This window comes from Vibrio sp. R12-SW3-ISO1 (assembly GCF_059834005.1).
On record NZ_JCBDGK010000053.1, the window covers coordinates 1 to 25,020 of the forward strand.

The window sequence follows — 25,020 nt, forward strand, 5'->3', positions numbered from 1 at the left end:
AACTCGGCGCGCTGGCCACACACGCCAGCAAAGCGAGCCAGCGACATTGAACACGCACAGCAGACATTCGAGTTGGGTTGGTCATAAAGCGATCCGTATGTTAGGTATTTCATACATAATAGAAAACGTTGATTTCTTCACCAAGTGAGACAAGAGAAAACTGACAAAGAATTAACGACTCGGCTGGATCAGGTGCTGCTGCGCATAACTGAGAATCGCTTCGCTGACTTCTTTCATCAGGCCTGTTTCGAGTTGCCAGTGGTGCCAATACATCTCAAAGGAGAGACAATACCCGGGAAGCAAATCGACCAAAGTGCCCTGCTCAAGCTCCTTTTCGATCTGTATGGTGGGGATCAAACAGTAAGCGCAATGGTTAAGCGCCATATTGACGAACGCCTCAGAGCTCGAGACCCAGTGGTTGATCCCTCGATCAATATCAATGCCATGTTGCTTAAGAAAATCTCGATGCAATGGATCGTGTTGATCAAACGAGACCGCAGGGGCTATCGAGAGCGCCTCTTTGGTCAATCCTTTTGGAAAAAAACGCTCGCGAAACTGCGGCGTGGCCACGCAAATGTAATCCATCCGACCCAAATAGCGGGCCACGCAACCACTGAGGGCTTGGCTTGCCATACTGATCGCCCCCACCACCTCACCTTGCTTGAGTTTATTTAGTGTACGGCCCTCTCTATCGACTTCAAACCTCATCTCGAGCGGGTGCTTTTTCAGTACCGGGCTCAACGCCGGTAGTAGCCAGGTGGCCAAACTATCGGCGTTGGTCGCAATCGAGATCTGACGGATTTGCAAAGGCTGCTGATTGCTAATTTCCGGAATCAACTCTTGTTCCAGCAATTGAATGCGCTGATAGAAACCGAGCAGCTTTTGACCAAGGGGAGTAGGCCTTGGTGGCTGGTCACGAACCAAGACGGGCTGCGCCACGAATCGCTCAAGTTGTTTGATTCGCTGTGAAACCGCAGACTGGGTGACATACAGCGCATTGGCCGCTTTATCAAAGCCACCGGTTTTGATCACGCTATCCAGCGCTTCAATCCAACGATAATCCAGCCCTTTCATCGCACCATCCTCATAAGCATTACTAATAATCAATTAAAATCATTAATTGTATTTATATCTTAATTCTGATTATTGTGGGCGCCTATCATGAACAAAAAGAGAGGTTATCGTGAGTTTCTGGTTAATGCTGCAAGGGTTTGGCTTAGGGGCCAGTATGATTATCCCCATTGGCGCGCAAAATGCTTACGTACTGAATCAAGGCATCAAACGTCAACACCACCTGACTACGGCGACGATCTGCAGCTTTCTCGACATGCTGTTTATCTCTGTCGGTATTTTTGGCGGCGGGGCGATTCTGTCACAAAATGAGACCTTACTGACTTTAGTGACCATCGGCGGCATTCTGTTTCTCGGCTACTATGGGTTTCTTTCTCTGAAAAGTGCGCTGGCCTCCCACAGCGAAGGGCTACAAAGCAGTGAGCTATCGCGCGGTCGTAAAGCGGTCATTTTAGGCGCGCTCGCCGTCACCGTATTCAATCCGCACCTTTATCTCGATACCGTGGTTATTTTGGGATCCATCGGCGGCCAATTCGAAGGTCAGGAGCGACTCTCTTTCGCCATCGGTACTATCTTGGCGTCCTTTGTGTGGTTTTACGGGCTGTCGATTGGCGCCGCTAAATTGGCGCCCACCTTATCCAAACCTAGAGTAAAACAAGTGATTGATTTTCTGGTCGGTACCATGATGTGGGTCATCGCGGGCATGCTCGCCAAGCACTTGCTGCAAGGCTGGGGATGAGTGGATAAAACAAAGCGAGGCTCAAGGGCCTCGCTTTTCGCTTTACGTCGTTCAATCGTATTAGTCGACTTTGTTGAGATGCACGTCCATTTGTGGGAATGGAATCTCAATACCCGCCGCATCCAACGCTTCTTTAATGTTTTGCATGGCGTCGAAGTAAACCCCCCAGTAGTCCGCCGTTTTCACCCAAGGACGAACCACAAAGTTCACCGAAGAATCCGCCAAAGCGAGAACACCAATCGTGATATCTGGATTTTTCAAGATACGCGGATCTTTTTCCAACGTTTCACGGATCACTTGCTTGGTCTGCTTAAGATCTGCCTTGTAGGAAACGCCAATCACGAGATCAACACGTCGCGTTTCATGACGAGAGTAGTTGGTGATCGCACCGCCGATAACGCCAGCGTTTGGCACCACGACCATTTTGTTGTCAGGCGTTTTCAGCACCGTTTGGAAGATTTGGATGGAATCAACGCTGCCTGCCACACCGGCAATCTCAACATAATCACCGGATTTGAAAGGACGAAACGCGACAATCAACACACCCGCTGCGAAGTTAGACAGCGAGCCTTGCAACGCTAAACCAACCGCAAGACCGGCCGCACCGATAACCGCAACCACAGACGCCGTTTGAACACCAATTCGGCCAAGCGCGGCAATCAAAACAATCACAAAGAGTAGGTAGCGAACCAGACCATGAATAAAGTCGACGACCGCTTTATCCATCTGCTTCTTCTCTAAAACTTTAGAGATGCTGTTAGCAATGCTTTTAACAATGATGTTACCAATAAACAGTATAGCGATCGCAGAAATGATGTTCACACCATACTGAATCAGTAAATCTGAATTGTTATTTAGCCAAGATTCGGCGTGAGACAAGCTGTCGATGATTGGCGTTTCAATCCCTGTTGATTCTTCTGCCATACTCTCTTTCCTCTATTAAAGTGACTTAGTTGAATAGTTGTAGCTTACAGATTACGCAAAGCCATGGTATTTCGCCAGAGTTTATAACAATTTATATTCATTTGTATTAAAAAGCGGACACAAAAAAAGCCGCTCGATGAGCGGCTTCTTATCAATCAAAGTGACGGGCTGAATTACAGAACATCAACCGCGTTTAGGTCAGCAAATGCTTTCTCTAGACGAGCAACCATTGAAGCTTGACCAGCACGTAGCCATACGCGTGGATCGTAGTACTTCTTGTTTGGCGCATCTTCGCCAGTTGGGTTACCGATTTGACCTTGTAGGTAATCGTGATTTTCCGCTTCGTACTTACGAATACCGTCCCATGTTGCCCACTGAGTATCAGTATCGATGTTCATTTTGATGACACCGTAGCTGATTGACTCTTGGATTTCTGCTTCAGTTGAACCAGAACCACCGTGGAATACGAAGTTTAGTGCGTTAGGTGCAATACCAAACTTCTCAGCACAGTACGCTTGAGAGTCACGTAGGATAGTTGGAGTCAGTACAACGTTACCTGGCTTGTAAACGCCGTGTACGTTACCGAAAGACGCTGCGATAGTGAAACGAGGGCTGATTGCCACCAATTTCTCGTAAGCGTAAGCCACGTCTTCTGGAGAAGTGTACAGCTCAGATGCGTCCATGTGTGAGTTGTCAACGCCGTCTTCTTCACCACCAGTACAGCCTAGTTCGATTTCTAGAGTCATACCCATTTTCGCCATGCGAGCTAGGTATTTTGCAGAGATCTCGATGTTCTCTTCTAGAGACTCTTCAGAAAGGTCAATCATGTGAGAAGAGAAAAGTGGCTTGCCAGTTTGAGCGAAGAACTCTTCACCCGCGTCTAGTAGACCGTCGATCCAAGGAAGCAGTTTTTTCGCTGCGTGGTCAGTATGAAGAATAACAGGCACACCGTAAGATTCTGCAACAGCGTGAACGTATTTCGCGCCAGCAACTGCGCCAAGCACTTGTGCGTCTTGACCTTCAAGTTTTAGACCTTTACCCGCAAAGAAACCGGCACCGCCGTTAGAGAACTGAACCACAACAGGCGCTTTTACTTTTGCTGCTGCTTCTAGAACGCCGTTGATTGAGTCTGTGTTTACTACGTTCACTGCTGGTAGAGCGAAGTTGTTTTCCTTTGCAACTTCAAACACTTTCTGAACGTCATCGCCAGAGATAACACCTGGTTTTACGAAATCGAAGATCTTAGACATGGATTTAATCCTATTAGCTGTCATTTTTAAAAATGGTCGTTATAAAAATAAAACTTTTCAGTTTAAATTCTTGCAAACGTTTGCTCACAACTTGCGCTATTCTAGCAAAAATGTGATGTGCCGCAAACAAGAAAGCGGGAGAGAGACTCCCCCGCTTTCTATCAATTACTTAGCGCGTGCTTCTAGCATTTCAACCGCTGGAAGGACTTTGCCTTCTACAAACTCAAGGAACGCACCGCCGCCCGTTGAGATGTAAGACACATCTGCTTTGATACCGAACTTGTCGATCGCCGCTAGCGTGTCACCACCGCCTGCAACAGAGAAACCTTCAGACGCTGCGATCGCTTCAGAGATACCTTTTGTGCCCGCTTCGAAGTTCTTGAATTCGAATACGCCCACAGGGCCGTTCCAAAGGATGGTTTTCGCGTTCTTCAGAATCTCAGCCAATTGCGCGGTAGAGTTTGGACCTAGGTCGAAAATCATGTCGTCGTCTTGAACTTGAGATACGTCTTTGATTTCCGCTTCTGCGTTCTCATCAAATGCTTTTGCACAAGCAACGTCAGTCGCCACTGGAATCGCGCACTCTTCCATTAGCTTTTTCGCTGTGTCGACTAGGTCTGCCTCGTATAGAGATTTACCTACGTTGTGGCCAGCCGCTGCGATGAAGGTGTTAGCAATACCGCCACCGACAACCAGTTGGTCAGCGATTTTAGATAGAGACTCAAGCACAGTCAGCTTGGTAGACACTTTTGAACCACCAACGATAGCAACCATTGGACGCGCAGGCTTGTCCATTGCTTTACCTAGCGCTTCTAGCTCGTTCGCAAGTAGAGGACCTGCACACGCAACGTCAGCGTGCATACCCACACCGTGAGTTGATGCTTGTGCACGGTGAGCCGTACCGAATGCGTCCATTACGAAGATGTCACAAAGTGCAGCGTACTGCTTAGACAGTGCTTCGTCGTTTTTCTTCTCGCCAACGTTGAAACGAACGTTTTCTAGAACAACAAGCTCGCCCGCGTTCAGCTCTAGACCGTTTAGGTAGTCTTTCGCTAGCTTCACTTCGCAGTCAAGTGCATCATTTAGGTAGTTTACGACAGGTTGTAGAGAGAACTCTTCCGCGTATTCACCCTCTGTTGGGCGACCTAGGTGAGAAGTAACCATCACTTTCGCGCCTGCTTCTAGGCAGTGCTTGATTGTTGGTAGAGACGCGAGGATACGCGCATCAGAAGTTACTTTGCCGTCTTTTACTGGCACGTTTAGGTCAGCACGGATGAATACACGTTTACCTGCTAGATCCAGGTCAGTCATCTTGATTACAGACATGGTTTGTCCTCTCAACTATTCAAAAAATAAAGTTTTCAGTCACTCGGCAATCCTGCCAAGCCTATTAATTCTTCAAACTGGTTTTGATATGGAGATTATCAATATTTATTTCAAGGGTAAAAATAAATATTACTCCTTCGCCTTTCGGCGCTTCCAATCTAGGTAAAAATGGCCGCTAAACGGCACTACCCAGCTTGTTCTGAAGCGGCCTGCATTGCGAGCGCAGTATCCAGCATGCGGTTCGCAAAGCCCCATTCGTTATCACACCAAACCAACATTTTGACCAGGTGCCCATTACTCACGCGAGTCTGGGAACCATCAACAATGGCACTGTGGGGATCGTGATTAAAGTCAATCGATACGAGCGGCGCTTCAGTATAGTCAACAATGCCGTGTAATGTACACTGAGATGCGTTAACAATGGTTTGATTTACGTCATTAACTTTCACATTCGTATTAATTGTGACACTTAAATCCATCGCAGTGACGTTTACCGTGGGAACGCGCACGGATATGGCTTCGAATTTGTTGGAAAATTTCGGGAAGATTCTTTCAATCCCTTTGTGCAATTTCGTATCGACTGGAATGATGGATTGGCTGGCGGCTCGAGTACGACGCAAATCGCTGTGATACGCATCAATCACCTGCTGATCATTCATTGAGGAGTGAATGGTGGTGATCGTGCCAGAATCGATACCAAAAGCATCGTCCAACGCTTTGATGATAGGGACAATACAGTTGGTCGTACACGAACCGTTAGAAACGACGCGATGCTCTGCGGTTAATGTTTCATGGTTCACGCCATAGATGATGGTGTTGTCGATATCACTGGCGCCCGGGTGGGAGAAAAGCACTTTTTTAGCGCCGGCTTTGATGTGCGCTTGGCCATCGGCTTGCGAGCCATAGACACCGGTGCAGTCGAGCACCATATCGACCTCAAGATCGCGCCAAGGCAGTAGCTCAATGTCGTTTAGGTGCAAAATCCGAATCGAATCAAAGTCGCCACTCTCCACGACGCCGTGATGAATATAGATATGCTCTTGGTCATGCGTGATTTTTTTGCCAAAACGACCGTGGCTCGTATCGTATTGCAGTAAGTGCGCCATCGCATCAGGCTGTGCCAACTCGTTGACCGCGACCACTTTGATCTGCTGATGTTTGCCGCTCTCGTAAACCGCGCGCAACACATTACGACCGATACGTCCAAATCCATTGATCGCAATTTTAAGCATCCTTTCTTCACCCCACCTGATTTTCGTGTCACAGATAGTAACTGAGCCCGTGCCCAGATGCGAGTTCCAATCCCCGAAACCGCCTATTTCTAGGCACTAGGAACTAGGAACTAAATAAAAAAAACCGAGCCACTCACGACTCGGTTTCCTTCAAACTACATCGCCACAATTAAGCAAGCAGTTCCTTCGCTGTGTTCACAACGTTTTCTGTCGTGAAGCCAAACAGCTTGAACAGTTCTCCAGCAGGCGCTGATTCACCGAAGGTTGTCATACCGATGATCTTGCCGCCAAAGCCGACATACTTGTACCAGAAGTCCGCAATACCCGCTTCGATAGCGATACGTGCTGTTACGTCAGCTGGCAGTACGGATTCACGGTACGCTGCGTCTTGCTTATCGAACGCGTCCGTCGATGGCATAGACACCACGCGTACTTGCTTGCCTTCAGCGGTTAGCTGCGCCGCCGCTTCAACAGCCAGTTCCACTTCAGAACCGGTGGCGATAAGGATAAGCTCTGGCTTGCCCGCGCAATCTTTTAGGATGTAACCACCCTTAGCGATGTTAGCCACTTGCTCAGCGTCACGCGCTTGCTGCGCGAGGTTTTGACGAGAGAAAATCAGAGACGTTGGGCCATCTTTACGCTCAATCGCCAATTTCCAAGCGACCGCGGATTCCACTTGGTCACATGGACGCCATGTGCTCATGTTTGGCGTTAGGCGAAGTGACGCCATTTGCTCAACGGGTTGGTGCGTTGGGCCATCTTCACCCAGACCAATCGAGTCATGCGTGTACACTTGGATGTTCTGAATTTTCATCAGAGCGGCCATACGCATCGCGTTACGGGCGTACTCCATAAACATCAAGAAGGTCGCACCGTAAGGGACAAAACCGCCATGCAGCGCAATACCATTCATGATGGCCGTCATACCGAACTCACGTACACCGTAGTGAATGTAGTTACCTGAGAAATCGTCTGCTTCCAGTGATTTTGAGCCCGACCACATGGTCAAGTTGGATGGCGCAAGGTCCGCCGAACCGCCCATAAATTCAGGCAGCATTTTACCGAACGCTTCAAGCGCATTTTGAGACGCTTTGCGCGAGGCAATGTTCGCTGGGTTGGCTTGCAGATCAGCAATGATTTGATTCGCTTTCTCTTCCCATTGCGCAGGAAGCTCACCGTTGAGACGACGTTTCAGCTCCGCCGCTTCTGTTGGGTACGCCGCTGCGTAAGCCTCAAACTGAGCGTTCCACGCCGCTTCAGATGCTGCGCCTGCGGTTTTCGCATCCCACTGCTCATATACGTCTGCTGGAATCTCAAATGCTGGGTGCTCCCAACCTAGGAACTCACGCGCAGCTTTGATTTCGTCTGCACCTAGTGGCGCGCCGTGACAATCGTGAGAGCCCGCTTTGTTTGGTGAACCAAAACCGATGATGGTCTTAGTACAAATTAGAGTAGGGCGAGGGTCCACTTTCGCGGCAGTGATGGCGGCGTTGATCGCCTCAGCATCATGGCCATCGACAGCTGGAATAACATGCCAACCGTAAGCTTCAAAGCGTTTTGGTGTATCGTCAGAGAACCAACCTTCCACTTCACCATCAATCGAGATGCCATTGTCATCCCAAAAAGCGATCAGCTTGCCAAGGCCCAGAGTGCCCGCTAGTGAACATGCTTCGTGAGAGATCCCTTCCATCAAACAGCCATCACCCATGAATACGTAGGTGAAGTGGTCGATGATGTCATGGCCTTCTTTATTGAACTGCGCCGCTAATGCTTTCTCTGCCAGCGCCATGCCCACTGCGTTAGTGATACCTTGGCCAAGAGGACCAGTAGTGGTTTCTACGCCCGGTGCATAACCATATTCTGGGTGGCCCGGCGTTTTTGAATGAAGCTGACGGAAGTTTTTCAGATCGTCAATAGACAGCTCGTAACCACTTAGGTGCAGCAAAGAGTAAATCAGCATTGAGCCGTGGCCGTTTGATAGCACAAAACGGTCGCGGTTTGCCCATTCTGGGTTCGCTGGGTTGTGGTTTAAGTGTGAACGCCAAAGAACTTCGGCGATATCCGCCATCCCCATCGGTGCGCCTGGGTGACCGGAATTAGCTTGTTGAACACCATCCATGCTAAGTGCACGAATTGCATTGGCCAAGTGTTTACGAGAAGACATGTCTGCTCCTGAATGCATTAAGCGAATTGATAACTAATGTGGGCGATAATTCTCGCAGAGCATCTGCGCGGGTGCAATCGATTACTGTCTAATCAACGCCAGATCTACGATATTTATTGCAAATTTCTCGAAGACCGCCGGTTTTCGTTACTGCTTGATGCAAACGATTGCTCTTTACCTCACGCGGCGGATTGAGAAAAATACGCGTTTTTACTCTACTTAAATCACAAAAATAACTTGTAATTCGAGCACGCAAAACTAAAATAGACGTCTAGATGTAGATACACCTACATAATTTAACATTATTTTTGTGCTGGGCGAGCAATGACGCCCATCCAACAGATTAAATGGAGCTCTCATGGCTAAGCACCTGTTTACTTCTGAATCCGTATCAGAAGGTCATCCAGATAAAATTGCAGACCAAATCTCAGATGCGGTTCTCGATGCGATCCTCGAGCAAGATCCAAAAGCTCGCGTAGCGTGTGAAACCTACGTCAAGACCGGTATGGTCATGGTCGGCGGTGAAATCACCACTTCTGCATGGGTAGACATCGAAGAGTTAACGCGCCAAACCGTACGTGAAATTGGCTACGTTCACTCTGACATGGGCTTTGACGCGGATTCGTGTGCAGTGCTAAACACCATCGGTAAACAGTCTCCAGACATCAACCAAGGTGTCGACAAAGCGGATCCAAAAGAGCAAGGTGCCGGTGACCAAGGCATCATGTTTGGTTACGCATGTAACGAGACTGAAGTCCTCATGCCAGCGCCTATCACTTACTCACACCGCCTAGTGCAAAAGCAAGCGGAAGTACGTAAGAACGGCACACTGCCATGGTTGCGTCCAGATGCAAAATCTCAGGTTACGTTCCAGTACAACGAAGGTAAGATCGTTGGTATCGATGCGGTCGTACTGTCAACTCAGCACTGTGACTCTATCTCAACGCCGGATCTGCGCGAAGCGGTAATGGAAGAGATCATCAAACCTGTTCTACCAGCTGAGTGGCTCAACAAAGACACTAACTTCTTCATCAACCCAACCGGTCGTTTTGTTATCGGTGGCCCAATGGGCGACTGTGGTTTGACCGGTCGTAAGATCATCGTTGATACCTACGGCGGCGCAGCGCGTCACGGTGGTGGTGCATTCTCTGGTAAAGATCCATCGAAAGTAGACCGTAGTGCCGCTTACGCAGCACGCTACGTGGCGAAAAACATCGTCGCAGCGGGTATGGCAGATCGCTGTGAAATCCAATTGTCTTACGCAATCGGTGTTGCGGATCCAACGTCTATCATGGTGGAAACGTTCGGTACTGAGAAAGTCTCGCACGACATCATCATTGAGGCGGTACGTCAGTTCTTCGATCTACGTCCATACGGCCTGCAAGAGATGCTGAACCTACTTCAGCCGATCTACAAGAAGACCGCCGCTTACGGCCACTTCGGTCGTGAAGAGTTCCCTTGGGAAGCGACGGATAAAGCCGCAGAACTGCGTGACTTCGCTGGTCTCAAGTAATCACTGAGCCACACTATTTCAGGGCTTTTGGTTCGCCAAAAGCCCTTTCTTTTGCCTGCCATCTAGCCTCCTCGCTCGCTTTGCTCACCCCGACCTCGCATCCCCCCACCCATCATTGAACAAAATTTAACCTCCCAGGTTGTAATTTACGCCATTGAGGTCAATAGTTAACAATATGTTAAATAAACGCATCCAAGGATGACGTCTTTACGTATAAAACCAGACGTGACTGCCATCCCCTCTGCGCCGAGTAACACGCGCAAAGCTTGTGTTCAGATCACGGCATCAACATGAAACTGAGAGTTCACACCCTTTAACGTCAGCGTCTAGGAGCACATCAGCGAATCGGGTCAGCACTCTCTCGTGTTTGCGAACGGCTTGCGTTTAAAAACGTCTTCTGTTTACAAATACGTAACAACCCCTTTTCTCGGCCACCACTCAAAAGGCAAAGAAGAGGATGAGAATCGAGATTGATCAAGGAGGAGTTATGCCTCGTACGGTTAACCCACATGACTTCAAAGAGCAAAAACATAAGGAAGTCAGCGACCACGAATACGCGCGCACCATACCGTGTAATCAGGTCAGTATCTCTGCCCCATTTCATTGGCTCGCGCTCGGCTTGCACGACTTTGTTCGCATGCCGCTGATTAGCGCTTTCTACGGCTTATGCTTTATGGCGGCGGCCATCGGCATTGTTCTCCTCGTCCAGTGGCAAGGCACCCACCTTGTGGTGATGCCCAGTCTGGTCGTCTATATGCTCATTGGGCCTTTTTTAGCGCTCGGTTTGTATGACGCAAGCTGGGAGCGAGAGCGCGGACATAAACCCAGTTTGCTTCACTCGATGAAAGCCATCGGGCGCAACTCCACCTCACAATGGGCGTTTGCCGTGCTGCTTGCGGTGTGTATGATTTTTTGGATGCGTATCGCGGCGCTGTTGCATGCACTTTACCCTTCAGTACAAGGGGCGCCGTTGAGCGACTTTCTCCCCTTCTTGATCATCGGCTCATTAGTGGGTTTAGTGCTGGCGTGTGTTGTGTTCAGTATCTCAGCGTTTGCCATTCCGCTGATGATGGAGCGACGCGTGGATATGATGACTGGCGTATTCAGTAGCTTTAACGCCGTTAAATCCAATATTGGTGCCATGATCGTCTGGGCTGCGATCATTTGTGGCGGAATCTTAATTGGCTTTGCCACTTATGGTATCGGGATGCTCTTTACGATGCCGATACTCGGCTACGCCACTTGGCACGCGTATCATGAGGTGATTAAGAAACGCCATCACCCTTAACATGTGGCCTATTTGAGGTATAGTGAACGCCCCGAGCTCTCTCGGGGCGTTTTTTATCCTGTATCTCTGCCAGCGAAGATGAGTCACCTGTGGATTTGACCCTCACCTATTCAACTCAGCGAGTGATCGCACAATGCATCGAGCAAGCCCGCCAGGCGTTCGGCCGGCCGTTTCCTATGCCAACGCTCTCGTTTAAGCTGCGCGGCAAAGCGGCAGGAAAAGCGTACCTGCAACTCAATGAAATCCGCCTCAATCCGGTGTTGTTTGCGGAGAATCAAGCGGCGTTTCTCCAAGAAGTGATCCCCCATGAAGTGGCCCACCTTGTCACCTATCAAGTTTATGGTCGCGTTCGCCCGCACGGCAAAGAGTGGCAAGGGGTCATGGAGTCAGTGTTCGGTGTCAAAGCCAACACCACCCACAGCTTTGCTGTCACCTCTGTTCAGGGTAAAACCTTTGAATACCGTTGTGCGTGTCGTGACTACCCGCTCTCTATTCGACGCCACAATAAAGTGCAGCGCAAACAGGCAAGCTATCGCTGCCAACAGTGTCAGCAGACACTGGTATTTTCTGGCAAACAGTTGTCGTAATCACCCGCACTCCATCCCTGCCAGCTATCTATCCCCACTAAATCACACCCTGTGGCGCGATCTCGTACAGCGTAACAAATAACATCATCACTAAAATCCTACCTTTTTGCGTGCTAGACTGTGAAAAATAATACTTTTTTCATGCTTTAACGCTCACTCAGGTTTCATTATGTCTCGACTGCCCGTTTGGTTTACTGTGATGAGCTCGCTGCTAGCGGTGACGCTCTCTTCTGCTTTCTCTTTCGCGCACGCAGCGCCGCCGTCCTCTTTTTCCAAAGCAAAGAAAGAGGCGGTCAAGATCTACGCCGATCACCCCACCAGCTTTTACTGTGGCTGCAATATTGAGTGGCAAGGGCGCAAAGGCACGCCGGATCTTAACTCGTGCGGCTATCAGGTGCGTAAGCAAGAGCGCCGAGCCTCTCGCATTGAGTGGGAGCATGTGGTGCCTGCTTGGCAATTTGGTCATCAGCGCCAATGCTGGCAACAAGGTGGGCGTAAATACTGCACTAAAAACGATCAGCAATTTCGCTCGATGGAAGCCGATTTGCATAACTTGACCCCAGCGATTGGTGAGGTCAACGGCGATCGTTCAAATTACAACTTTAGCCAGTGGAATGGGGTTCAAGGGGTGAGCTATGGGCGCTGTGAGATGCAGGTCAACTTCAAACAGCGAGAGGTGATGCCGCCCGATCGAGCCCGCGGCTCCATTGCTCGCACCTATCTCTACATGAGTAAAGAGTACGGATTTAAACTCTCAAACAAGCAAACCAAGCTAATGAATGCATGGAATAAAACCTACCCCGCTGACGCCTGGGAGTGTGAACGTGACAAACGCATCGCTAAAGTGCAAGGCAATCACAACCCGTTTGTGGTTGAGGCATGCCAAGCAACCCCATAACCACCTAGCTCTGGGAACTAGAAACTAGGAACTAGGCACTCGACTTCTCAGCACGCTTTATCTCACGCTAGCCCCTTGTTTTTTCGCTCAAAGGCATCCATGTTAGTGGGATAACTTTTGGATTTGCAGGAAACCAACGCAATGCGCATGCCACGACTCTATCACCCAGAGACCATCCACCAGCTTGGGCCTCTCGCCCTCAGTGACGATGCCGCCGGACACGTCGGCCGAGTGCTGCGCATGAAAGAGGGTCAACAGGTGCTGTTGTTTGATGGCAGCGGCGCACAATTCCCTGCCACCATTACCGCTGTAGGAAAGAAAAACGTCGACGTCGAGGTGTTAGACCGCGTTGAGCAAAGCTGCGAGTCACCGCTGGATCTGCACTTAGGTCAAGTGATCTCACGCGGAGATAAAATGGAGTTCACGATTCAAAAATCCGTTGAGCTTGGCGTCAATACCATTACGCCCCTTATCTCTGAGCGCTGTGGCGTCAAACTCGACCCCAAACGTTTTGAGAAAAAGCTCGCTCAATGGCAAAAAATTGCTATCAGCGCCTGTGAACAATGCGGCCGGAATACCGTTCCTACCATTCGCCCGATTATGTCGCTCGAAGCGTGGTGCCAAGAGCAATTCGGTGGCTTGAAGCTCAATTTGCATCCGCGCGCCAAATACTCAATCAACACCCTACCGACTCCGGTAGAAAAAGTGCGTTTGTTGATTGGCCCTGAAGGCGGCCTTTCTAACGATGAAATCGATATGACGCAGCAATACCAATTTGAAGAGACGCTGCTCGGTCCTCGCGTGCTACGTACCGAAACCGCAGCCCTTACCGCTATTACCGCCCTACAAGTTCGCTTTGGCGATCTTGGCTAAACGGAGAACACTATCCATGATCAAACTCGGCATCGTGATGGACCCGATTTCGTCCATCAACATCAAAAAAGACTCTAGCTTTGCCATGATGCTGGAAGCGCAGCGCCGCGGCTACGAAATTCACTACATGGAGATGAAGGATCTTCACCTAGAACAGGGCGTCGCGATTGCGGACACCAAAGTGGTGGAGCTGAAAGAAGATCCAAGCGGCTGGTATCAGTTTAAGTCTGAGCAGACCATTGAGCTGTCAGAGCTTGATGCGGTATTGATGCGTAAAGATCCCCCATTTGATACCGAATACATCTACGCCACATACATCCTTGAGCGCGCCGAAGAAAAAGGCACCTTGATCGTCAACAAGCCGCAAAGCTTGCGCGACTGCAATGAAAAACTATTTACCGCGTGGTTCCCAGAGCTGACGCCAACCACCTTGGTGACTCGCAGCGCAGACAAGATCAAAGCCTTCCGTGAGCAACATGGCGACGTGATTTTAAAACCATTGGATGGCATGGGCGGCGCGTCGATCTTCCGTGTAAAAGAGAACGATCCTAACGTTTCCGTGATCATCGAAACCTTGACTAACCATGGTCAACACTACGCGATGGCGCAAACTTTCGTCCCAGATATTAGCAATGGTGACAAGCGTATTTTGGTGGTGGATGGCGAACCGATGCCCTACTGCTTAGCGCGTATTCCTGCCAAAGGAGAGACTCGCGGTAACCTAGCCGCAGGCGGACGTGGCGAAGCAAGACCACTGAGTGAGACAGATAAACAGATCGCTCTCGCTGTAGCGCCTACACTTAAAGAAAAGGGGCTGATTTTTGTTGGCCTTGACGTCATCGGCGACAAACTGACTGAGATTAACGTTACCAGCCCAACGTGTATTCGTGAAATCGAAGCCGCATTTGATATCTCCATTACCGGCAAGCTGATGGATGCGATTGAACGTCGCATTGAGCAGAAATAATCTATCGGTGATGGGATAACCCAGCTCTTGAGCGGTATTCGCGCTGTGAGTGCCGCTCAATTTAAGGTGGAGTCATGATGAATTTAACCAACCATTTTCTCGTTGCCATGCCGGGGATGAAAGATCCCTACTTTAAGCGCAGTGTCATCTATGTGTGTGAGCACAACGAAGAGGGCGCTATGGGCCTCATGATCAATGCGCCTATTGATATCACCATTGGAAAAATGCTCGAACGCGTCGATGTGCAGCCCGTTCATCCGCAGCTCAATACCGACAGTCTGGAAAAACCGGTCCTTAATGGCGGGCCTGTATCTGAAGACCGAGGTTTTATCCTTCATCGCCCTAAAGACACGTATGAATCCAGCATTCAGATGACCAGTGAAATCAGTGTCACCACCTCAAAAGACATTTTGAGTGTGCTCGGCACCGAGGCAGAGCCTAATCGCTACTTGGTCGCACTGGGGTATTCCGGTTGGGAGGCGGGTCAGCTAGAGTCGGAGCTATCAGAGAATTCATGGCTAACCATTGAAGCCGACCCGTCGGTCATCTTTGATACCCCGATTGCCGATCGCTGGCAAAAAGCGGTGCAGATGCTCGGCATTGACGTCGCACAGCTGTCCAACGACGTCGGTCATGCGTAACCATTCCGTGTTGCGCTAAAACGATAAGCGGCGATAATCCCTCGCCGCTGATTCACTCTAATTTCACGAATCTAATTTCACTAAGCAGAACCCTTATGTCTAAAACCATCATGGCCTTCGACTACGGCACCAAAAGCATTGGCAGCGCCATTGGCCAAGAAATTACTGGCACCGCCTCACCACTAAAAGCGTTTAAAGCCAAAGACGGCATTCCCAATTGGGATGAGATAGGAAAGCAGATTGCCGAGTGGCAACCGAATCTGTTGGTGGTAGGGCTGCCGACCGACCTGCACGGCAAAGATCTCGAAAGCATCACGCCGCGAGCCAAAAAATTCGCCAACCGCCTCCATGGCCGATTTGGCCTACCGGTAGAGCTGCACGATGAACGCCTCTCGACCACCGAAGCCCGTTCCGAGCTGTTCTCGATGGGCGGCTACAAAGCGCTCACCAAAGGCAACGTTGACTGCCAATCCGCCGTGATCATTCTAGAAAGTTGGTTTGAAGCCCAATACCAATAACCCCAATTCCTAAAGCGAGTTCTATCAAACGCCCTCCCTCTAGGAACTAGGAACTCGCCACTAGGAACTCTAATCCATATCAATCTTAACGTTATCCAACGCCCCACCGCCAAAGCCTTCTTGGCGATTGGTTTTCAGCATGATACGCAAATCATTGGCGGAATCAGCACTGTGCAAGGCATCCTCTTCGTTGATCTTGTCTTCCACCACCAGTTGATACAGTGCTTGGTCAAAGGTCTGCATGCCCACTTGGTTGGATTTGGCCATGGTGCTTTTTAGCTCATGCAAATCGCCGCGACGAATCAGATCCGAAACACGTGGGCTGTTGAGTAGAATTTCAAACACGCCGTGACGTCCTTGGCCGTTTTTATCGCGAATCAACTGCTGAGCGATCACACCGCGCAGGTTCATCGACAGGTCAAACAAGAACTGCTCTTTTTGCTCTTTCGGCACCAGATGTAAGATCCGCTCTAGCGCTTGGTTGGCGTTGTTGGCGTGCAGTGTGGCCATACACAAATGGCCCGTTTCAGCGAAGGTCATGGCGTATTCCATCGTCTCACGACTGCGGATCTCACCAATCAGAATCATATCCGGCGCTTGGCGCAATGAGTTTTTCAGCGCCACTTCATAGCTCTCGGTGTCGAGCCCCACTTCGCGCTGCGTCACAATGCAGCGCTGGTGTTCATGAACAAACTCTATCGGGTCTTCGACCGTCAAAATGTGCCCGCTGCGATGCTGGTTGCGATAACCCGTCATCGCGGCCATCGTGGTCGATTTACCCGAGCCCGTCGCGCCCACCACCAGCACCAAGCCCCGCTTCGCAATCGCCAGGTCTTGCAGCACCTCTGGCAGCTTTAACTGCTCAAACGTTGGGATTTTGGTTTCAATGCGACGAATGACCGCACCGGGCAACTCACGCTGGTGAAACGCCGAGACACGAAAGCGCCCCACCTCTCGCACAATGGCGAAATTGGCTTCGTGTGTCTGGGCAAACTCCGCTTGGCGTTTTTCATCCATCATGCCGACCAAGAGCGCATCCACATCAGGTTGAGTCAGCGTTTCACCGTGCGCTTTAAGCTGACCATCAACGCGATACAACAGCGGCGCGCCTACCGTGATATAGAGATCCGACGCTTTTCGCGCCACCATCTCTTCTAAACAGGCTGTAATGTCCATCCGTCACCTCTTAAAATGGCGTGCTTTGCACTTCAATTTTCTTCGCCACTTCGTCGGCATCCACCAAGCCTTGCATGATCAACTGCTTGGCATTTTGTTCCATGGTTTGCATGCCGTGCGCCGCGCCCGTTTGAATAACTGAGTACATCTGCGCCACTTTATCTTCGCGGATAAGGTTACGAATCGCCGGCGTCGCCATCATGATTTCATGACACGACACGCGTCCCCCGCCAAGGCGCTTGAGCAGTTTTTGGGCGATAACGCTGCGCAAGGATTCAGACAGCATAGAGCGCACCATGTCTTTATCGCTCCCCGGGAACACATCAATAATCCGGTCAATGGTTTTCGCGGCGCTACTGGTGTGCAGCGTACCAAACACCAGGTGACCGGTTTCTGCGGCGGTGAGAGCAAGGCTGATTGTCTCTTGGTCACGCAGCTCACCAACCAAAATCACATCCGGATCTTCACGTAGCGCACTGCGCAGTGCGTTGTTGAAGCTGTGGGTATCACGGTGCACTTCACGTTGGTTAATCAAACACTTATTGTTGCTGTGCACAAATTCAATCGGATCTTCAATGGTGAGGATATGCTTATTGTGGTGACGATTTATGTGGTCCACCATGGCGGCTAATGTGGTGGATTTACCCGAGCCAGTGGGCCCAGTCACTAACACCAGGCCTTTTTCCATATTGGCAATGTCGGAGAAAATCTTTGGCGCCTCTAACTGTTCTAGGCTTGGAATCTCAGTCGGGATAGTACGAAAGACCGCCGCACAGCCACGGCTTTGATTGAAGGCGTTGACCCTAAAACGGCCAACATCGGAGAGTTCAAAGGAGAAATCGACCTCAAGGCGCTCTTCAAATTCGCTGCGCTGAGCATCATTCATGATGTCGAACACTAAGCGATGCACCTCAGAGTGCGACAAAGCAGGAACGCCCAGCTTTCTGACATCACCATCAATACGAATCATTGGAGAAACCCCAGCAGAAAGATGTAGATCTGAGGCATTATGCTTTACACTAAAATCCAGTAACTCAGCGATATCCATTTCAATTCCTTAATAAAGTTAGCTATGAGTAGTATTCAACAAAACATCGAACAGATCACCTCACAGATTGATGCGTCCTTACAAAAGTGTGGACGCCCTCGAGACTCAGTGCAACTTCTCGCGGTAAGTAAAACCAAACCTGTTACCGATATTTTTGCAGCAGCGCAGGTTGGGCAACGTGCGTTTGGCGAAAATTACGTCCAAGAAGGGGCGGATAAAGTCGATTACTTTCGCCAAAATCACCCAGAGTTAGAGTTGGAGTGGCACTTCATCGGCCCGATTCAATCGAACAAAACCCGTATCGTGGCGGAGAATTTCGCCTGGGTACATACTGTTGACCGCGCCAAAATAGCGCAGCGCCTTAATGACCAGCGACCAGAAGGCCTAGCGCCGCTGCAAGTGCTCATTCAAGTCAACACCAGTGGCGAAGCGTCCAAATCCGGCGCCAGCGACGAGGAAATCTTCGCACTCGCAGAGTTGATTTCTACGCTGCCCAACCTCACTTTAAGAGGATTGATGTCCATTCCGGCCAGTACACCCGATTACGCGGCTCAGCTAGGTGCATTCACTGAACTGGCTGAGCTGCAGAGGTCGTTGGCGCAACGTTTGCCCGACGTCACCTTAGATACATTATCGATGGGCATGAGCGGGGATATGGACGCCGCCATTGAAGCAGGCAGCACTATGGTGCGGATCGGTAGCGCGATTTTTGGCGCCCGTAGTTAAGCGCCATTCCCAACCATCAGGGGCCAACACTTGGGCCAAATAACACAGAGATAAGGATTCACTCCGCCATGGAACAGAAGAAGATTGCCTTTATTGGCGCAGGAAATATGGTTCGCGCTATCGTTGCTGGCCTTGTCGCCGATGGTTACCCAGCATCACTGATTACCGCGACGGCGCCGTCAACCACGCGCCGCTTACCACTGGAAGAGACCTATGGCATTCACACCACCAGCGACAATATTCAAGCAGCAAACGATGCGGATGTGGTGGTTCTTTCGGTCAAGCCACAAATGATGGAAGCGGTCTGTCAGCCACTACAGGGCATCGACTTTTCCAACAAACTGGTCATTTCTATTGCCGCAGGCATTCATTGCCAACGCCTACAAGAGATGCTCGCCACAAAGGCGCCACTGGTGCGTGTTATGCCAAACACACCATCGCAACTAGGCAAAGGGATGAGCGGTCTCTACGCGCCAGAGAACGTCAGTGATAGCAACAAAGCCTTTGCTGAGCAGCTGATGGGCGCAGTGGGCCGCAGCTGTTGGGTAGAGCAAGAGTCCGGCATCAACAACATCATTGCCGCCGCAGGCAGCGCGCCGGCGTACTTCTTCCTGTTTATGGAAGCGATGCAGCAAGAGGCGATGGCTCAAGGATTTGACAAAGAGACCGCCAGATTGCTCGTCCAGCAATCGGCATTGGGCGCGGCTGAGATGGTGGTCGCCAACCCAGATATTGAACTGTCGACACTGCGCGAGCAGGTGACCTCCAAAGGGGGTACTACCGCAGAAGCGCTGCGTACATTCAACGAACACCAACTTTCCGCTATAGTAGCCAAAGCAATGCAAGCTGCGGTCAGCCGTGCGAAAGAGATGGAAACACTGTTTTAAAATTCTGTTTTAACAGCCCGAGCCTTGGCTCGACGAAGTAAGGTTACCCTATGAATTCAATGAGTTTTTTGATTTCCACACTGTTCGACCTCTACATTATGGTCGTCATTTTGCGGATCTGGTTACAGGCGGCGCGCGCCGATTTCTATAACCCCTTCTCGCAATTTATCGTTAAAGCGACACAACCGGTCGTTGCGCCGCTGCGCCGCGTGATCCCATCGGTAGGCAGCATTGATCTCGCCACCGTGCTATTTGCTTACGTGTTGTGCGTTTTGAAGTTTGTCGCGTTGATTTTGATTGCCTCAGGCGGCTCCGTCACCTTCAGTGCCGACTTCCTGTTCCTTGGTTTGCTCTCTTTGCTCAAAGCCGCGGGCAGCTTACTGTTCTGGGTTCTACTGATCCGCGCGATTTTGAGCTGGGTCAGCCAAGGCCGCAGCCCAATTGAGTACGTGTTCCATCAGTTGACTGAACCTATGTTGGCGCCAATTCGCCGCGTACTTCCAGCCATGGGCGGCTTTGATTTGAGCGTACTGGTGCTGTTTATCGTGCTGCAGTTTGCTAACTTCCTGATGGGTGACATCATTGGCCCTATTTGGTATCAGCTCTAATGGCACTCGCGGCTTGGCTAGAGGGCAGCGATCTGGTGTTGCGCCTCTATATCCAACCTAAAGCGAGCCGCGATAGTCTCGTCGGGGTGCACGGTGATGAATTAAAAGTCGCCATTACCGCCCCTCCGGTAGACGGTAAAGCCAATGCGCATCTCACCAAATATCTTGCCAAGCAATGCAAAGTGGCCAAGGGCATGGTGGCGATAGAAAAAGGTGAATTGGGCCGCCACAAACAAGTGCGCATCGCCGACGCCAAGCAGATACCACCCGTTATCCAAGCCATCCTCTAGGGTGGCTTACTTTTACGCTCAAGCCTCATGCTGTCTAACCATGTAAGGACACCATGTCTACCAGGCATGAAAAACAATCATTAAAAGGAATGCTCATGAAAGCTCGATTTTACCTACTTCTACTCGCTCTGCTGTCACTCCCTAGCGCCGCCGAGCAGTTCAAAACCATCAAAGACATCGAAGTGCACTACTCCGCCTTCAATTCGACCTTTTTGACCCCAGCGGTGGCGCGCAGCTACCAGCTCAAACGCAACGGCTACTCGGCTATCCTCAATATCAGTGTGCTCGACAACTCAGCAGCCGGCAAACCGGCTATCAAGGCTGCGGTCAGCGGTCAGGCCAAAAACCTGATTGGCCAAAGCAAAACATTGGCGTTCCGCGAAATAGTAGAAGGCGAAGCGATTTACTATATCGCCGAGTTTCCAATCAGCAATGAAGAAACCTTGTCGTTCACGATTGATGTTAATGCTGGCATTAAAGGCACAGGACCAGTAAAGTTCAGCCAAAAATTTTATGTCGAAGAGTAAGACGATAGAGAGAGCGAGAGAAGTATGAAGAAAATCGTATTAGCCACGGGCAATCAAGGTAAAGTCCGCGAAATGGCGGATCTGTTGTCTGAATTTGGCTTTGATGTGGTCGCACAAAGTGACTATGCGGTATCAGAAGTGGCCGAGACAGGCACCACCTTTATCGAAAACGCCATCATCAAGGCGCGCCACGCCGCGAAAGAGACGGGGCTGGCCGCCATTGCCGATGACTCAGGTCTTGAAGTCGATTACCTACAAGGCGCGCCGGGCATTTATTCTGCGCGTTATGCCGGAGAAGGTGCCAGCGATCAGCAGAACTTAGAAAAGCTGCTCGCGGCGATGGAGAATGTTCCAGAAACGCAGCGCACGGCGCGCTTTCATTGTGTTTTGGTCCTGATGCGTCATCACCAAGATCCTACTCCGATCGTCTGTCATGGCGTGTGGGAAGGGCGCATTTTGACTGAGCCTCAAGGTGAACATGGCTTTGGCTACGATCCGATTTTCTTTGTTTCAGAAGAACAGTGCGCCAGCGCGCAGCTTGAACCCGCACGCAAAAAGCAGCTATCGCACCGCGGTAAAGCGCTTAAGCAGCTCTTTGCTCAGCTATCACAACAGCCGCTGTAACCGCTCATGACCACGCTCATGTCCACGTTCATGACCAAGCTAACGCCTCCGAATCTCAGTCTCTATGTCCACATCCCTTGGTGTGTACAAAAGTGCCCGTACTGCGATTTTAACTCCCATGCACTCAAGGATACGATTCCTGAAGCGCAATACATTGATGCCCTGCTTGAGGATCTCGACAGCGATATTGAACGCTACCAGCTCAATGCCAACCCGCGGCCCTTGCACTCGGTTTTCATCGGTGGCGGCACGCCAAGCTTGATTTCGCCTCAGGGCATTGAGCGCCTGCTCTCTGGTATTCGTGCGCGCATTGCGTTTAAAGATGACATTGAGATCACCATGGAAGCCAACCCAGGCACGATAGAGGCCGAGCGTTTTGGCGGATACCAAGTTGCAGGAGTGACCCGCATCTCGATTGGCGTGCAGAGTTTTGCGGCCGAGAAACTCCAGCGATTGGGCCGTATTCACGGCGAGCAAGAAGCCGTCAACGCAGCGAAACTTGCGCATACCATAGGCTTAAACAGCTTTAATCTCGATTTGATGCACGGCTTGCCGGATCAATCAGTCCAAGAGGCATTGTCCGATCTTGAACAAGCCATCGAGCTCAATCCTCCGCACCTCTCTTGGTATCAGCTGACGATTGAGCCCAACACCCTATTCTACTCCAAACCACCGGTACTGCCGGATGACGATGCGCTGTGGGATATTTTCGAGCTGGGCCATCAAAAGCTCACTCAAGCAGGCTACGTGCAGTATGAAATCTCTGGCTACAGTAAGCCGGGCTATCAGTGTCAGCACAACCTCAACTACTGGCGCTTTGGCGATTACCTAGGCATTGGTTGTGGCAGCGCCGGGAAGATAAGCTTTGCCGATGGTCGTATTGTGCGGACCACGAAAATCAAACACCCCAAAGGGTACTTGGCGGCGTATCAGAATCTCACCAAACCCTACCTATCTGATGAGCATCAAGTCGAACATAAAGAGCGCCCTTTTGAGTTCTTTATGAACCGTTTTCGCTTGCTTGAAGCGTGTCCGAAGCAAGACTTCATCGACACCACTGGCTTAGCGCTAGACGTGATCGCGCCAACCATGAACTGGGCCGTTGAAAAAGGCTATATCGATGAGAGCGTAACAAGTTGGCAAGTCACCGAGAAAGGTAAATTGTTTCTCAATGACCTGCTCGCAGCGTTTATGGATGAGAGTGAATAAGGGCGCGCGACAGGCCAACCTGCGCCCTAATAAGCACCAGAGAAAGCAGCACGAGAGAAAGCAAGCACTAAAAAATAGAGCGCCCGATACGCTGAGAAAACAGCTCAAGGGCGCGAGTGCCGGCTAATGAGTTGCCAGAGGCGTCTAGCTCTGGTGACCACACTGCGATGGTCATCTCACCAGGAATCACCGCGACAATGCCACCGCCGACCCCCGATTTACCCGGCATCCCCACTCGATACGCAAACTCGCCCGCGCCATCATAGAGACCACACGTCGCCAGTAGCGCATTGAGCTGCTTAGTTTGTGTCGGCGTGATGACCGGCTTTTGTGTTTGCACCGAGGTGCCTTTGTTGGCGAGGTAACTGAAGGTTTTCGCCAAGTCGACGCAACTCATTTTCAACGCACAAGCGTGAAAATAGTTGTTCAGCACCGGGATGACCTCGTTCTCAAAGTTGCCAAATGAGCGCATCAAATATGCGATCGCCGCATTGCGGTCACTGTGCATCATCTCTGATGCGGCCACCACTTTGTCATAGCAAATATGAGTATCACCGGATAACTGACGCACAAACTCCAGCAGCCTCTGCCTAGGCGCTGAAAGGCGCGAACTGAGCAGATCCGCCACCACAATAGCGCCAGCGTTAATAAACGGGTTACGTGGAATGCCCTGCTCCATCTCAAGCTGAATCAAAGAGTTGAACGCCTGACCAGACGGTTCTTTCCCCACACGGCGCCAGATCTCTTCTGGCTGATAGAGACACATGGCTAACGTTAAGCTGAGCGCTTTCGAAATCGATTGAATCGAAAAGGGCTCATCGACATCCCCCGCTTTAAACACCTCACCTTGGTTAGTGAAAACGGCCATGCCCAGTTTGTCTGCAGGCACTCTCGCCAGCGCGGGAATGTAGTTAGCGACCTTGCCCTTACCAATCAGTGGGCGCACCTCATCGAGAATGCTCGCTAGCATGTCATTGGTCGGTGTCATTGCAAAACCTCAATCAGTTCAACGAAAAAAGCCAACATGAATCATGTCGGCTTTTGTGACTCTACGTGGCGCTTAGATTAGCCAACGCGCTTATATTTGATGTCCCAAACGCCGTGGCCTAAACGATGGCCTCGGGCTTCAAATTTGGTGAGAGGACGCTCGTCAGGACGAGGAACAAAATCGCCCTCTGTGGCGATATTCTCATAGCCCGGCGCTTGATTCATCACCTCAATCATGTGCTGCGCGTAGTTTTCCCAATCTGTCGCCATATGGAAGATGCCTTCGCCTTCAATCAGCTTTTTGCGCACCATCTCAGCAAACTCAAGCTGAACGATACGGCGCTTATGGTGACGCTTCTTATGCCATGGGTCTGGGAAAAAGAGTTGCAGCGTCGCCAGACTGCTGTCTGGGATCATGTGCTCAAACACTTCAACCGCATCGTGACACATGACGCGAAGGTTGCTGATACCTGCGTCACGCGCATCCGATAGACACGCACCAACACCTGGGCTGTGTACTTCGATACCGATAAAGTTCTTTTCAGGGGCGTTCTTGGCCATTTCGACCAAAGAGGCGCCCATGCCAAAACCAATTTCTAGCACAACAGGGTTATCATTGCCGAACACCTCACGCCAATTGAGTCGCTCCGCTTTGTAATCGATGCCCATGGTCGGCCAGCACTCTTTCATCGCATTCTCTTGACCTTTGGTCAAACGACCTTCGCGACGAACAAAGCTTCTTACTTTGCGTATCAGTTTACCGTCTTCGTTGTACTCGTTGGTGGTCACTTCACTCATGATTCTGCCTGTCTAAAAATTGGTCTCGCCTCAAAGGGATTGTGATTATCCAAAGAATCGCCACTGGTGCAAGTGTTTTACGCGCACAAAGCGACAATTGCTCAAGCGCCTCAACACAACTCTAAGCTCAACCATGAACTCAACATATC

Annotated in this window: 26 protein-coding genes; 16 read left to right on the top strand and 10 right to left on the bottom strand. The window is 50.5% G+C overall.

Annotation, left to right across the window (positions count from 1 at the left end; translation table 11 throughout):
* Positions 1-171 precede the first annotated feature (171 nt).
* Positions 172-1,074, bottom strand: a complete 903-nt coding sequence (locus AC6R0R_RS18110; RefSeq protein ID WP_500627775.1) for a LysR family transcriptional regulator ArgP — start codon at positions 1,072-1,074, stop codon at positions 172-174.
* 109 nt (positions 1,075-1,183) lie between these two features.
* Between AC6R0R_RS18110 and AC6R0R_RS18115 the strand changes: the two genes are divergently transcribed.
* Positions 1,184-1,810: a LysE/ArgO family amino acid transporter gene (locus tag AC6R0R_RS18115; RefSeq protein ID WP_500627747.1), complete on the top strand. Its 627-nt coding sequence runs from the start codon at positions 1,184-1,186 to the stop codon at positions 1,808-1,810.
* Positions 1,811-1,870: 60 nt separating this feature from the next.
* Here AC6R0R_RS18115 and mscS read toward each other — a convergent pair whose 3' ends face one another.
* The 5 genes from mscS to tkt form a co-directional block, all read right to left on the bottom strand.
* Positions 1,871-2,734, bottom strand: a complete 864-nt coding sequence (gene mscS, locus AC6R0R_RS18120; RefSeq protein WP_500627748.1) for a small-conductance mechanosensitive channel MscS — start codon at positions 2,732-2,734, stop codon at positions 1,871-1,873.
* 173 nt (positions 2,735-2,907) lie between these two features.
* Entirely contained in the window at positions 2,908-3,984 is a 1,077-nt protein-coding gene (fbaA, locus tag AC6R0R_RS18125; protein WP_500627749.1) for a class II fructose-bisphosphate aldolase, read from the bottom strand.
* A 165-nt stretch (positions 3,985-4,149) separates the two neighbouring features.
* On the bottom strand, positions 4,150-5,310 hold the full coding sequence (locus AC6R0R_RS18130) for a phosphoglycerate kinase (protein ID WP_500627750.1): 1,161 nt from the start codon (positions 5,308-5,310) through the stop codon (positions 4,150-4,152).
* Positions 5,311-5,495: 185 nt separating this feature from the next.
* Entirely contained in the window at positions 5,496-6,542 is a 1,047-nt protein-coding gene (gene epd / locus AC6R0R_RS18135) for an erythrose-4-phosphate dehydrogenase (protein ID WP_500627751.1), read from the bottom strand.
* Between the two features lie 169 nt (positions 6,543-6,711).
* Positions 6,712-8,706, bottom strand: coding sequence for a transketolase (tkt, locus tag AC6R0R_RS18140; RefSeq protein ID WP_500627752.1), 1,995 nt, complete (start codon positions 8,704-8,706; stop codon positions 6,712-6,714).
* Between the two features lie 358 nt (positions 8,707-9,064).
* On the opposite strand from tkt, the gene metK reads away from it, so the two are divergent.
* The 8 genes from metK (at position 9,065) to ruvX (ending at position 15,991) form a co-directional block, all read left to right on the top strand.
* Complete coding sequence (metK, locus tag AC6R0R_RS18145; RefSeq protein WP_334553521.1) at positions 9,065-10,219, top strand: methionine adenosyltransferase; 1,155 nt, start codon at positions 9,065-9,067, stop codon at positions 10,217-10,219.
* 487 nt (positions 10,220-10,706) lie between these two features.
* A complete protein-coding gene (locus AC6R0R_RS18150; RefSeq protein WP_334568345.1) occupies positions 10,707-11,507 on the top strand; it encodes a DUF2189 domain-containing protein in 801 nt (266 codons plus the stop codon).
* A gap of 89 nt (positions 11,508-11,596) precedes the next feature.
* Positions 11,597-12,094, top strand: a complete 498-nt coding sequence (locus AC6R0R_RS18155; protein WP_500627753.1) for a SprT family zinc-dependent metalloprotease — start codon at positions 11,597-11,599, stop codon at positions 12,092-12,094.
* 199 nt (positions 12,095-12,293) lie between these two features.
* Entirely contained in the window at positions 12,294-12,992 is a 699-nt protein-coding gene (gene endA, locus AC6R0R_RS18160) for a deoxyribonuclease I (protein WP_500627776.1), read from the top strand.
* Positions 12,993-13,133: 141 nt separating this feature from the next.
* Entirely contained in the window at positions 13,134-13,865 is a 732-nt protein-coding gene (gene rsmE, locus AC6R0R_RS18165) for a 16S rRNA (uracil(1498)-N(3))-methyltransferase (protein WP_500627754.1), read from the top strand.
* Positions 13,866-13,881: 16 nt separating this feature from the next.
* Positions 13,882-14,832, top strand: coding sequence for a glutathione synthase (gene gshB / locus AC6R0R_RS18170; RefSeq protein ID WP_487903653.1), 951 nt, complete (start codon positions 13,882-13,884; stop codon positions 14,830-14,832).
* A gap of 77 nt (positions 14,833-14,909) precedes the next feature.
* Positions 14,910-15,473: a YqgE/AlgH family protein gene (locus AC6R0R_RS18175; RefSeq protein ID WP_334554101.1), complete on the top strand. Its 564-nt coding sequence runs from the start codon at positions 14,910-14,912 to the stop codon at positions 15,471-15,473.
* Between the two features lie 95 nt (positions 15,474-15,568).
* Complete coding sequence (gene ruvX / locus AC6R0R_RS18180; RefSeq protein WP_334553512.1) at positions 15,569-15,991, top strand: Holliday junction resolvase RuvX; 423 nt, start codon at positions 15,569-15,571, stop codon at positions 15,989-15,991.
* A gap of 69 nt (positions 15,992-16,060) precedes the next feature.
* On the opposite strand, the gene AC6R0R_RS18185 is transcribed toward ruvX, so the two are convergent.
* Positions 16,061-17,167, bottom strand: coding sequence for a PilT/PilU family type 4a pilus ATPase (locus AC6R0R_RS18185; protein WP_500627755.1), 1,107 nt, complete (start codon positions 17,165-17,167; stop codon positions 16,061-16,063).
* A 10-nt stretch (positions 17,168-17,177) separates the two neighbouring features.
* The gene (locus tag AC6R0R_RS18190; RefSeq protein WP_500627756.1) at positions 17,178-18,215 is read right to left on the bottom strand and encodes a type IV pilus twitching motility protein PilT; all 1,038 of its coding nucleotides are present in this window, start codon (positions 18,213-18,215) and stop codon (positions 17,178-17,180) included.
* A gap of 24 nt (positions 18,216-18,239) precedes the next feature.
* On the opposite strand from AC6R0R_RS18190, the gene AC6R0R_RS18195 reads away from it, so the two are divergent.
* The 7 genes from AC6R0R_RS18195 to hemW all read left to right on the top strand — a co-directional run bounded on the left by AC6R0R_RS18195 (position 18,240) and on the right by hemW (position 23,086).
* Positions 18,240-18,941 (top strand): YggS family pyridoxal phosphate-dependent enzyme, encoded by a 702-nt coding sequence (locus tag AC6R0R_RS18195; protein ID WP_500627757.1) that lies wholly within the window; start codon positions 18,240-18,242, stop codon positions 18,939-18,941.
* 68 nt (positions 18,942-19,009) lie between these two features.
* On the top strand, positions 19,010-19,828 hold the full coding sequence (gene proC, locus AC6R0R_RS18200; RefSeq protein WP_500627758.1) for a pyrroline-5-carboxylate reductase: 819 nt from the start codon (positions 19,010-19,012) through the stop codon (positions 19,826-19,828).
* Positions 19,829-19,878: 50 nt separating this feature from the next.
* Complete coding sequence (locus AC6R0R_RS18205) at positions 19,879-20,436, top strand: YggT family protein (RefSeq protein WP_500627759.1); 558 nt, start codon at positions 19,879-19,881, stop codon at positions 20,434-20,436.
* Positions 20,436-20,726 (top strand): DUF167 family protein YggU, encoded by a 291-nt coding sequence (gene yggU, locus AC6R0R_RS18210; protein WP_334568338.1) that lies wholly within the window; start codon positions 20,436-20,438, stop codon positions 20,724-20,726. The genes AC6R0R_RS18205 and yggU overlap by 1 nt, the downstream gene beginning before the upstream one ends.
* Before the next feature lie 95 nt (positions 20,727-20,821).
* On the top strand, positions 20,822-21,253 hold the full coding sequence (locus AC6R0R_RS18215; RefSeq protein ID WP_500627760.1) for a DUF4426 domain-containing protein: 432 nt from the start codon (positions 20,822-20,824) through the stop codon (positions 21,251-21,253).
* Positions 21,254-21,277: 24 nt separating this feature from the next.
* On the top strand, positions 21,278-21,877 hold the full coding sequence (locus AC6R0R_RS18220) for an XTP/dITP diphosphatase (RefSeq protein ID WP_500627761.1): 600 nt from the start codon (positions 21,278-21,280) through the stop codon (positions 21,875-21,877).
* A 30-nt stretch (positions 21,878-21,907) separates the two neighbouring features.
* Positions 21,908-23,086, top strand: coding sequence for a radical SAM family heme chaperone HemW (hemW, locus tag AC6R0R_RS18225; protein ID WP_500627762.1), 1,179 nt, complete (start codon positions 21,908-21,910; stop codon positions 23,084-23,086).
* Between the two features lie 67 nt (positions 23,087-23,153).
* Here the strand turns inward: hemW and glsB are convergent, their stop codons facing one another.
* Positions 23,154-24,074 carry a glutaminase B gene (gene glsB / locus AC6R0R_RS18230; RefSeq protein WP_334568335.1) on the bottom strand — a complete coding sequence of 307 codons (921 nt, stop codon included), beginning with the start codon at positions 24,072-24,074 and terminating at the stop codon, positions 23,154-23,156.
* A 77-nt stretch (positions 24,075-24,151) separates the two neighbouring features.
* Complete coding sequence (trmB, locus tag AC6R0R_RS18235) at positions 24,152-24,871, bottom strand: tRNA (guanosine(46)-N7)-methyltransferase TrmB (protein ID WP_334568334.1); 720 nt, start codon at positions 24,869-24,871, stop codon at positions 24,152-24,154.
* Positions 24,872-25,020: the final 149 nt, after the last annotated feature.

Excerpts from the sequence above, each read along its gene's own strand:
- AC6R0R_RS18110 (WP_500627775.1), bottom strand. The coding sequence starts at position 1,074 with ATGAAAGGGCTGGATTATCGTTGGATTGAAGCGCTGGATAGCGTGATC.
- mscS (WP_500627748.1), bottom strand. The coding sequence starts at position 2,734 with ATGGCAGAAGAATCAACAGGGATTGAAACGCCAATCATCGACAGCTTG.
- fbaA (WP_500627749.1), bottom strand. The coding sequence starts at position 3,984 with ATGTCTAAGATCTTCGATTTCGTAAAACCAGGTGTTATCTCTGGCGAT.
- AC6R0R_RS18130 (WP_500627750.1), bottom strand. The coding sequence starts at position 5,310 with ATGTCTGTAATCAAGATGACTGACCTGGATCTAGCAGGTAAACGTGTA.
- epd (WP_500627751.1), bottom strand. The coding sequence starts at position 6,542 with ATGCTTAAAATTGCGATCAATGGATTTGGACGTATCGGTCGTAATGTG.
- tkt (WP_500627752.1), bottom strand. The coding sequence starts at position 8,706 with ATGTCTTCTCGTAAACACTTGGCCAATGCAATTCGTGCACTTAGCATG.
- metK (WP_334553521.1), top strand. The coding sequence starts at position 9,065 with ATGGCTAAGCACCTGTTTACTTCTGAATCCGTATCAGAAGGTCATCCA.
- AC6R0R_RS18150 (WP_334568345.1), top strand. The coding sequence starts at position 10,707 with ATGCCTCGTACGGTTAACCCACATGACTTCAAAGAGCAAAAACATAAG.
- endA (WP_500627776.1), top strand. The coding sequence starts at position 12,294 with ATGAGCTCGCTGCTAGCGGTGACGCTCTCTTCTGCTTTCTCTTTCGCG.
- rsmE (WP_500627754.1), top strand. The coding sequence starts at position 13,134 with ATGCGCATGCCACGACTCTATCACCCAGAGACCATCCACCAGCTTGGG.
- gshB (WP_487903653.1), top strand. The coding sequence starts at position 13,882 with ATGATCAAACTCGGCATCGTGATGGACCCGATTTCGTCCATCAACATC.
- AC6R0R_RS18175 (WP_334554101.1), top strand. The coding sequence starts at position 14,910 with ATGAATTTAACCAACCATTTTCTCGTTGCCATGCCGGGGATGAAAGAT.
- ruvX (WP_334553512.1), top strand. The coding sequence starts at position 15,569 with ATGTCTAAAACCATCATGGCCTTCGACTACGGCACCAAAAGCATTGGC.
- AC6R0R_RS18185 (WP_500627755.1), bottom strand. The coding sequence starts at position 17,167 with ATGGACATTACAGCCTGTTTAGAAGAGATGGTGGCGCGAAAAGCGTCG.
- AC6R0R_RS18190 (WP_500627756.1), bottom strand. The coding sequence starts at position 18,215 with ATGGATATCGCTGAGTTACTGGATTTTAGTGTAAAGCATAATGCCTCA.
- AC6R0R_RS18195 (WP_500627757.1), top strand. The coding sequence starts at position 18,240 with ATGAGTAGTATTCAACAAAACATCGAACAGATCACCTCACAGATTGAT.
- proC (WP_500627758.1), top strand. The coding sequence starts at position 19,010 with ATGGAACAGAAGAAGATTGCCTTTATTGGCGCAGGAAATATGGTTCGC.
- AC6R0R_RS18205 (WP_500627759.1), top strand. The coding sequence starts at position 19,879 with ATGAATTCAATGAGTTTTTTGATTTCCACACTGTTCGACCTCTACATT.
- yggU (WP_334568338.1), top strand. The coding sequence starts at position 20,436 with ATGGCACTCGCGGCTTGGCTAGAGGGCAGCGATCTGGTGTTGCGCCTC.
- AC6R0R_RS18215 (WP_500627760.1), top strand. The coding sequence starts at position 20,822 with ATGAAAGCTCGATTTTACCTACTTCTACTCGCTCTGCTGTCACTCCCT.
- AC6R0R_RS18220 (WP_500627761.1), top strand. The coding sequence starts at position 21,278 with ATGAAGAAAATCGTATTAGCCACGGGCAATCAAGGTAAAGTCCGCGAA.
- hemW (WP_500627762.1), top strand. The coding sequence starts at position 21,908 with ATGACCAAGCTAACGCCTCCGAATCTCAGTCTCTATGTCCACATCCCT.
- glsB (WP_334568335.1), bottom strand. The coding sequence starts at position 24,074 with ATGACACCGACCAATGACATGCTAGCGAGCATTCTCGATGAGGTGCGC.
- trmB (WP_334568334.1), bottom strand. The coding sequence starts at position 24,871 with ATGAGTGAAGTGACCACCAACGAGTACAACGAAGACGGTAAACTGATA.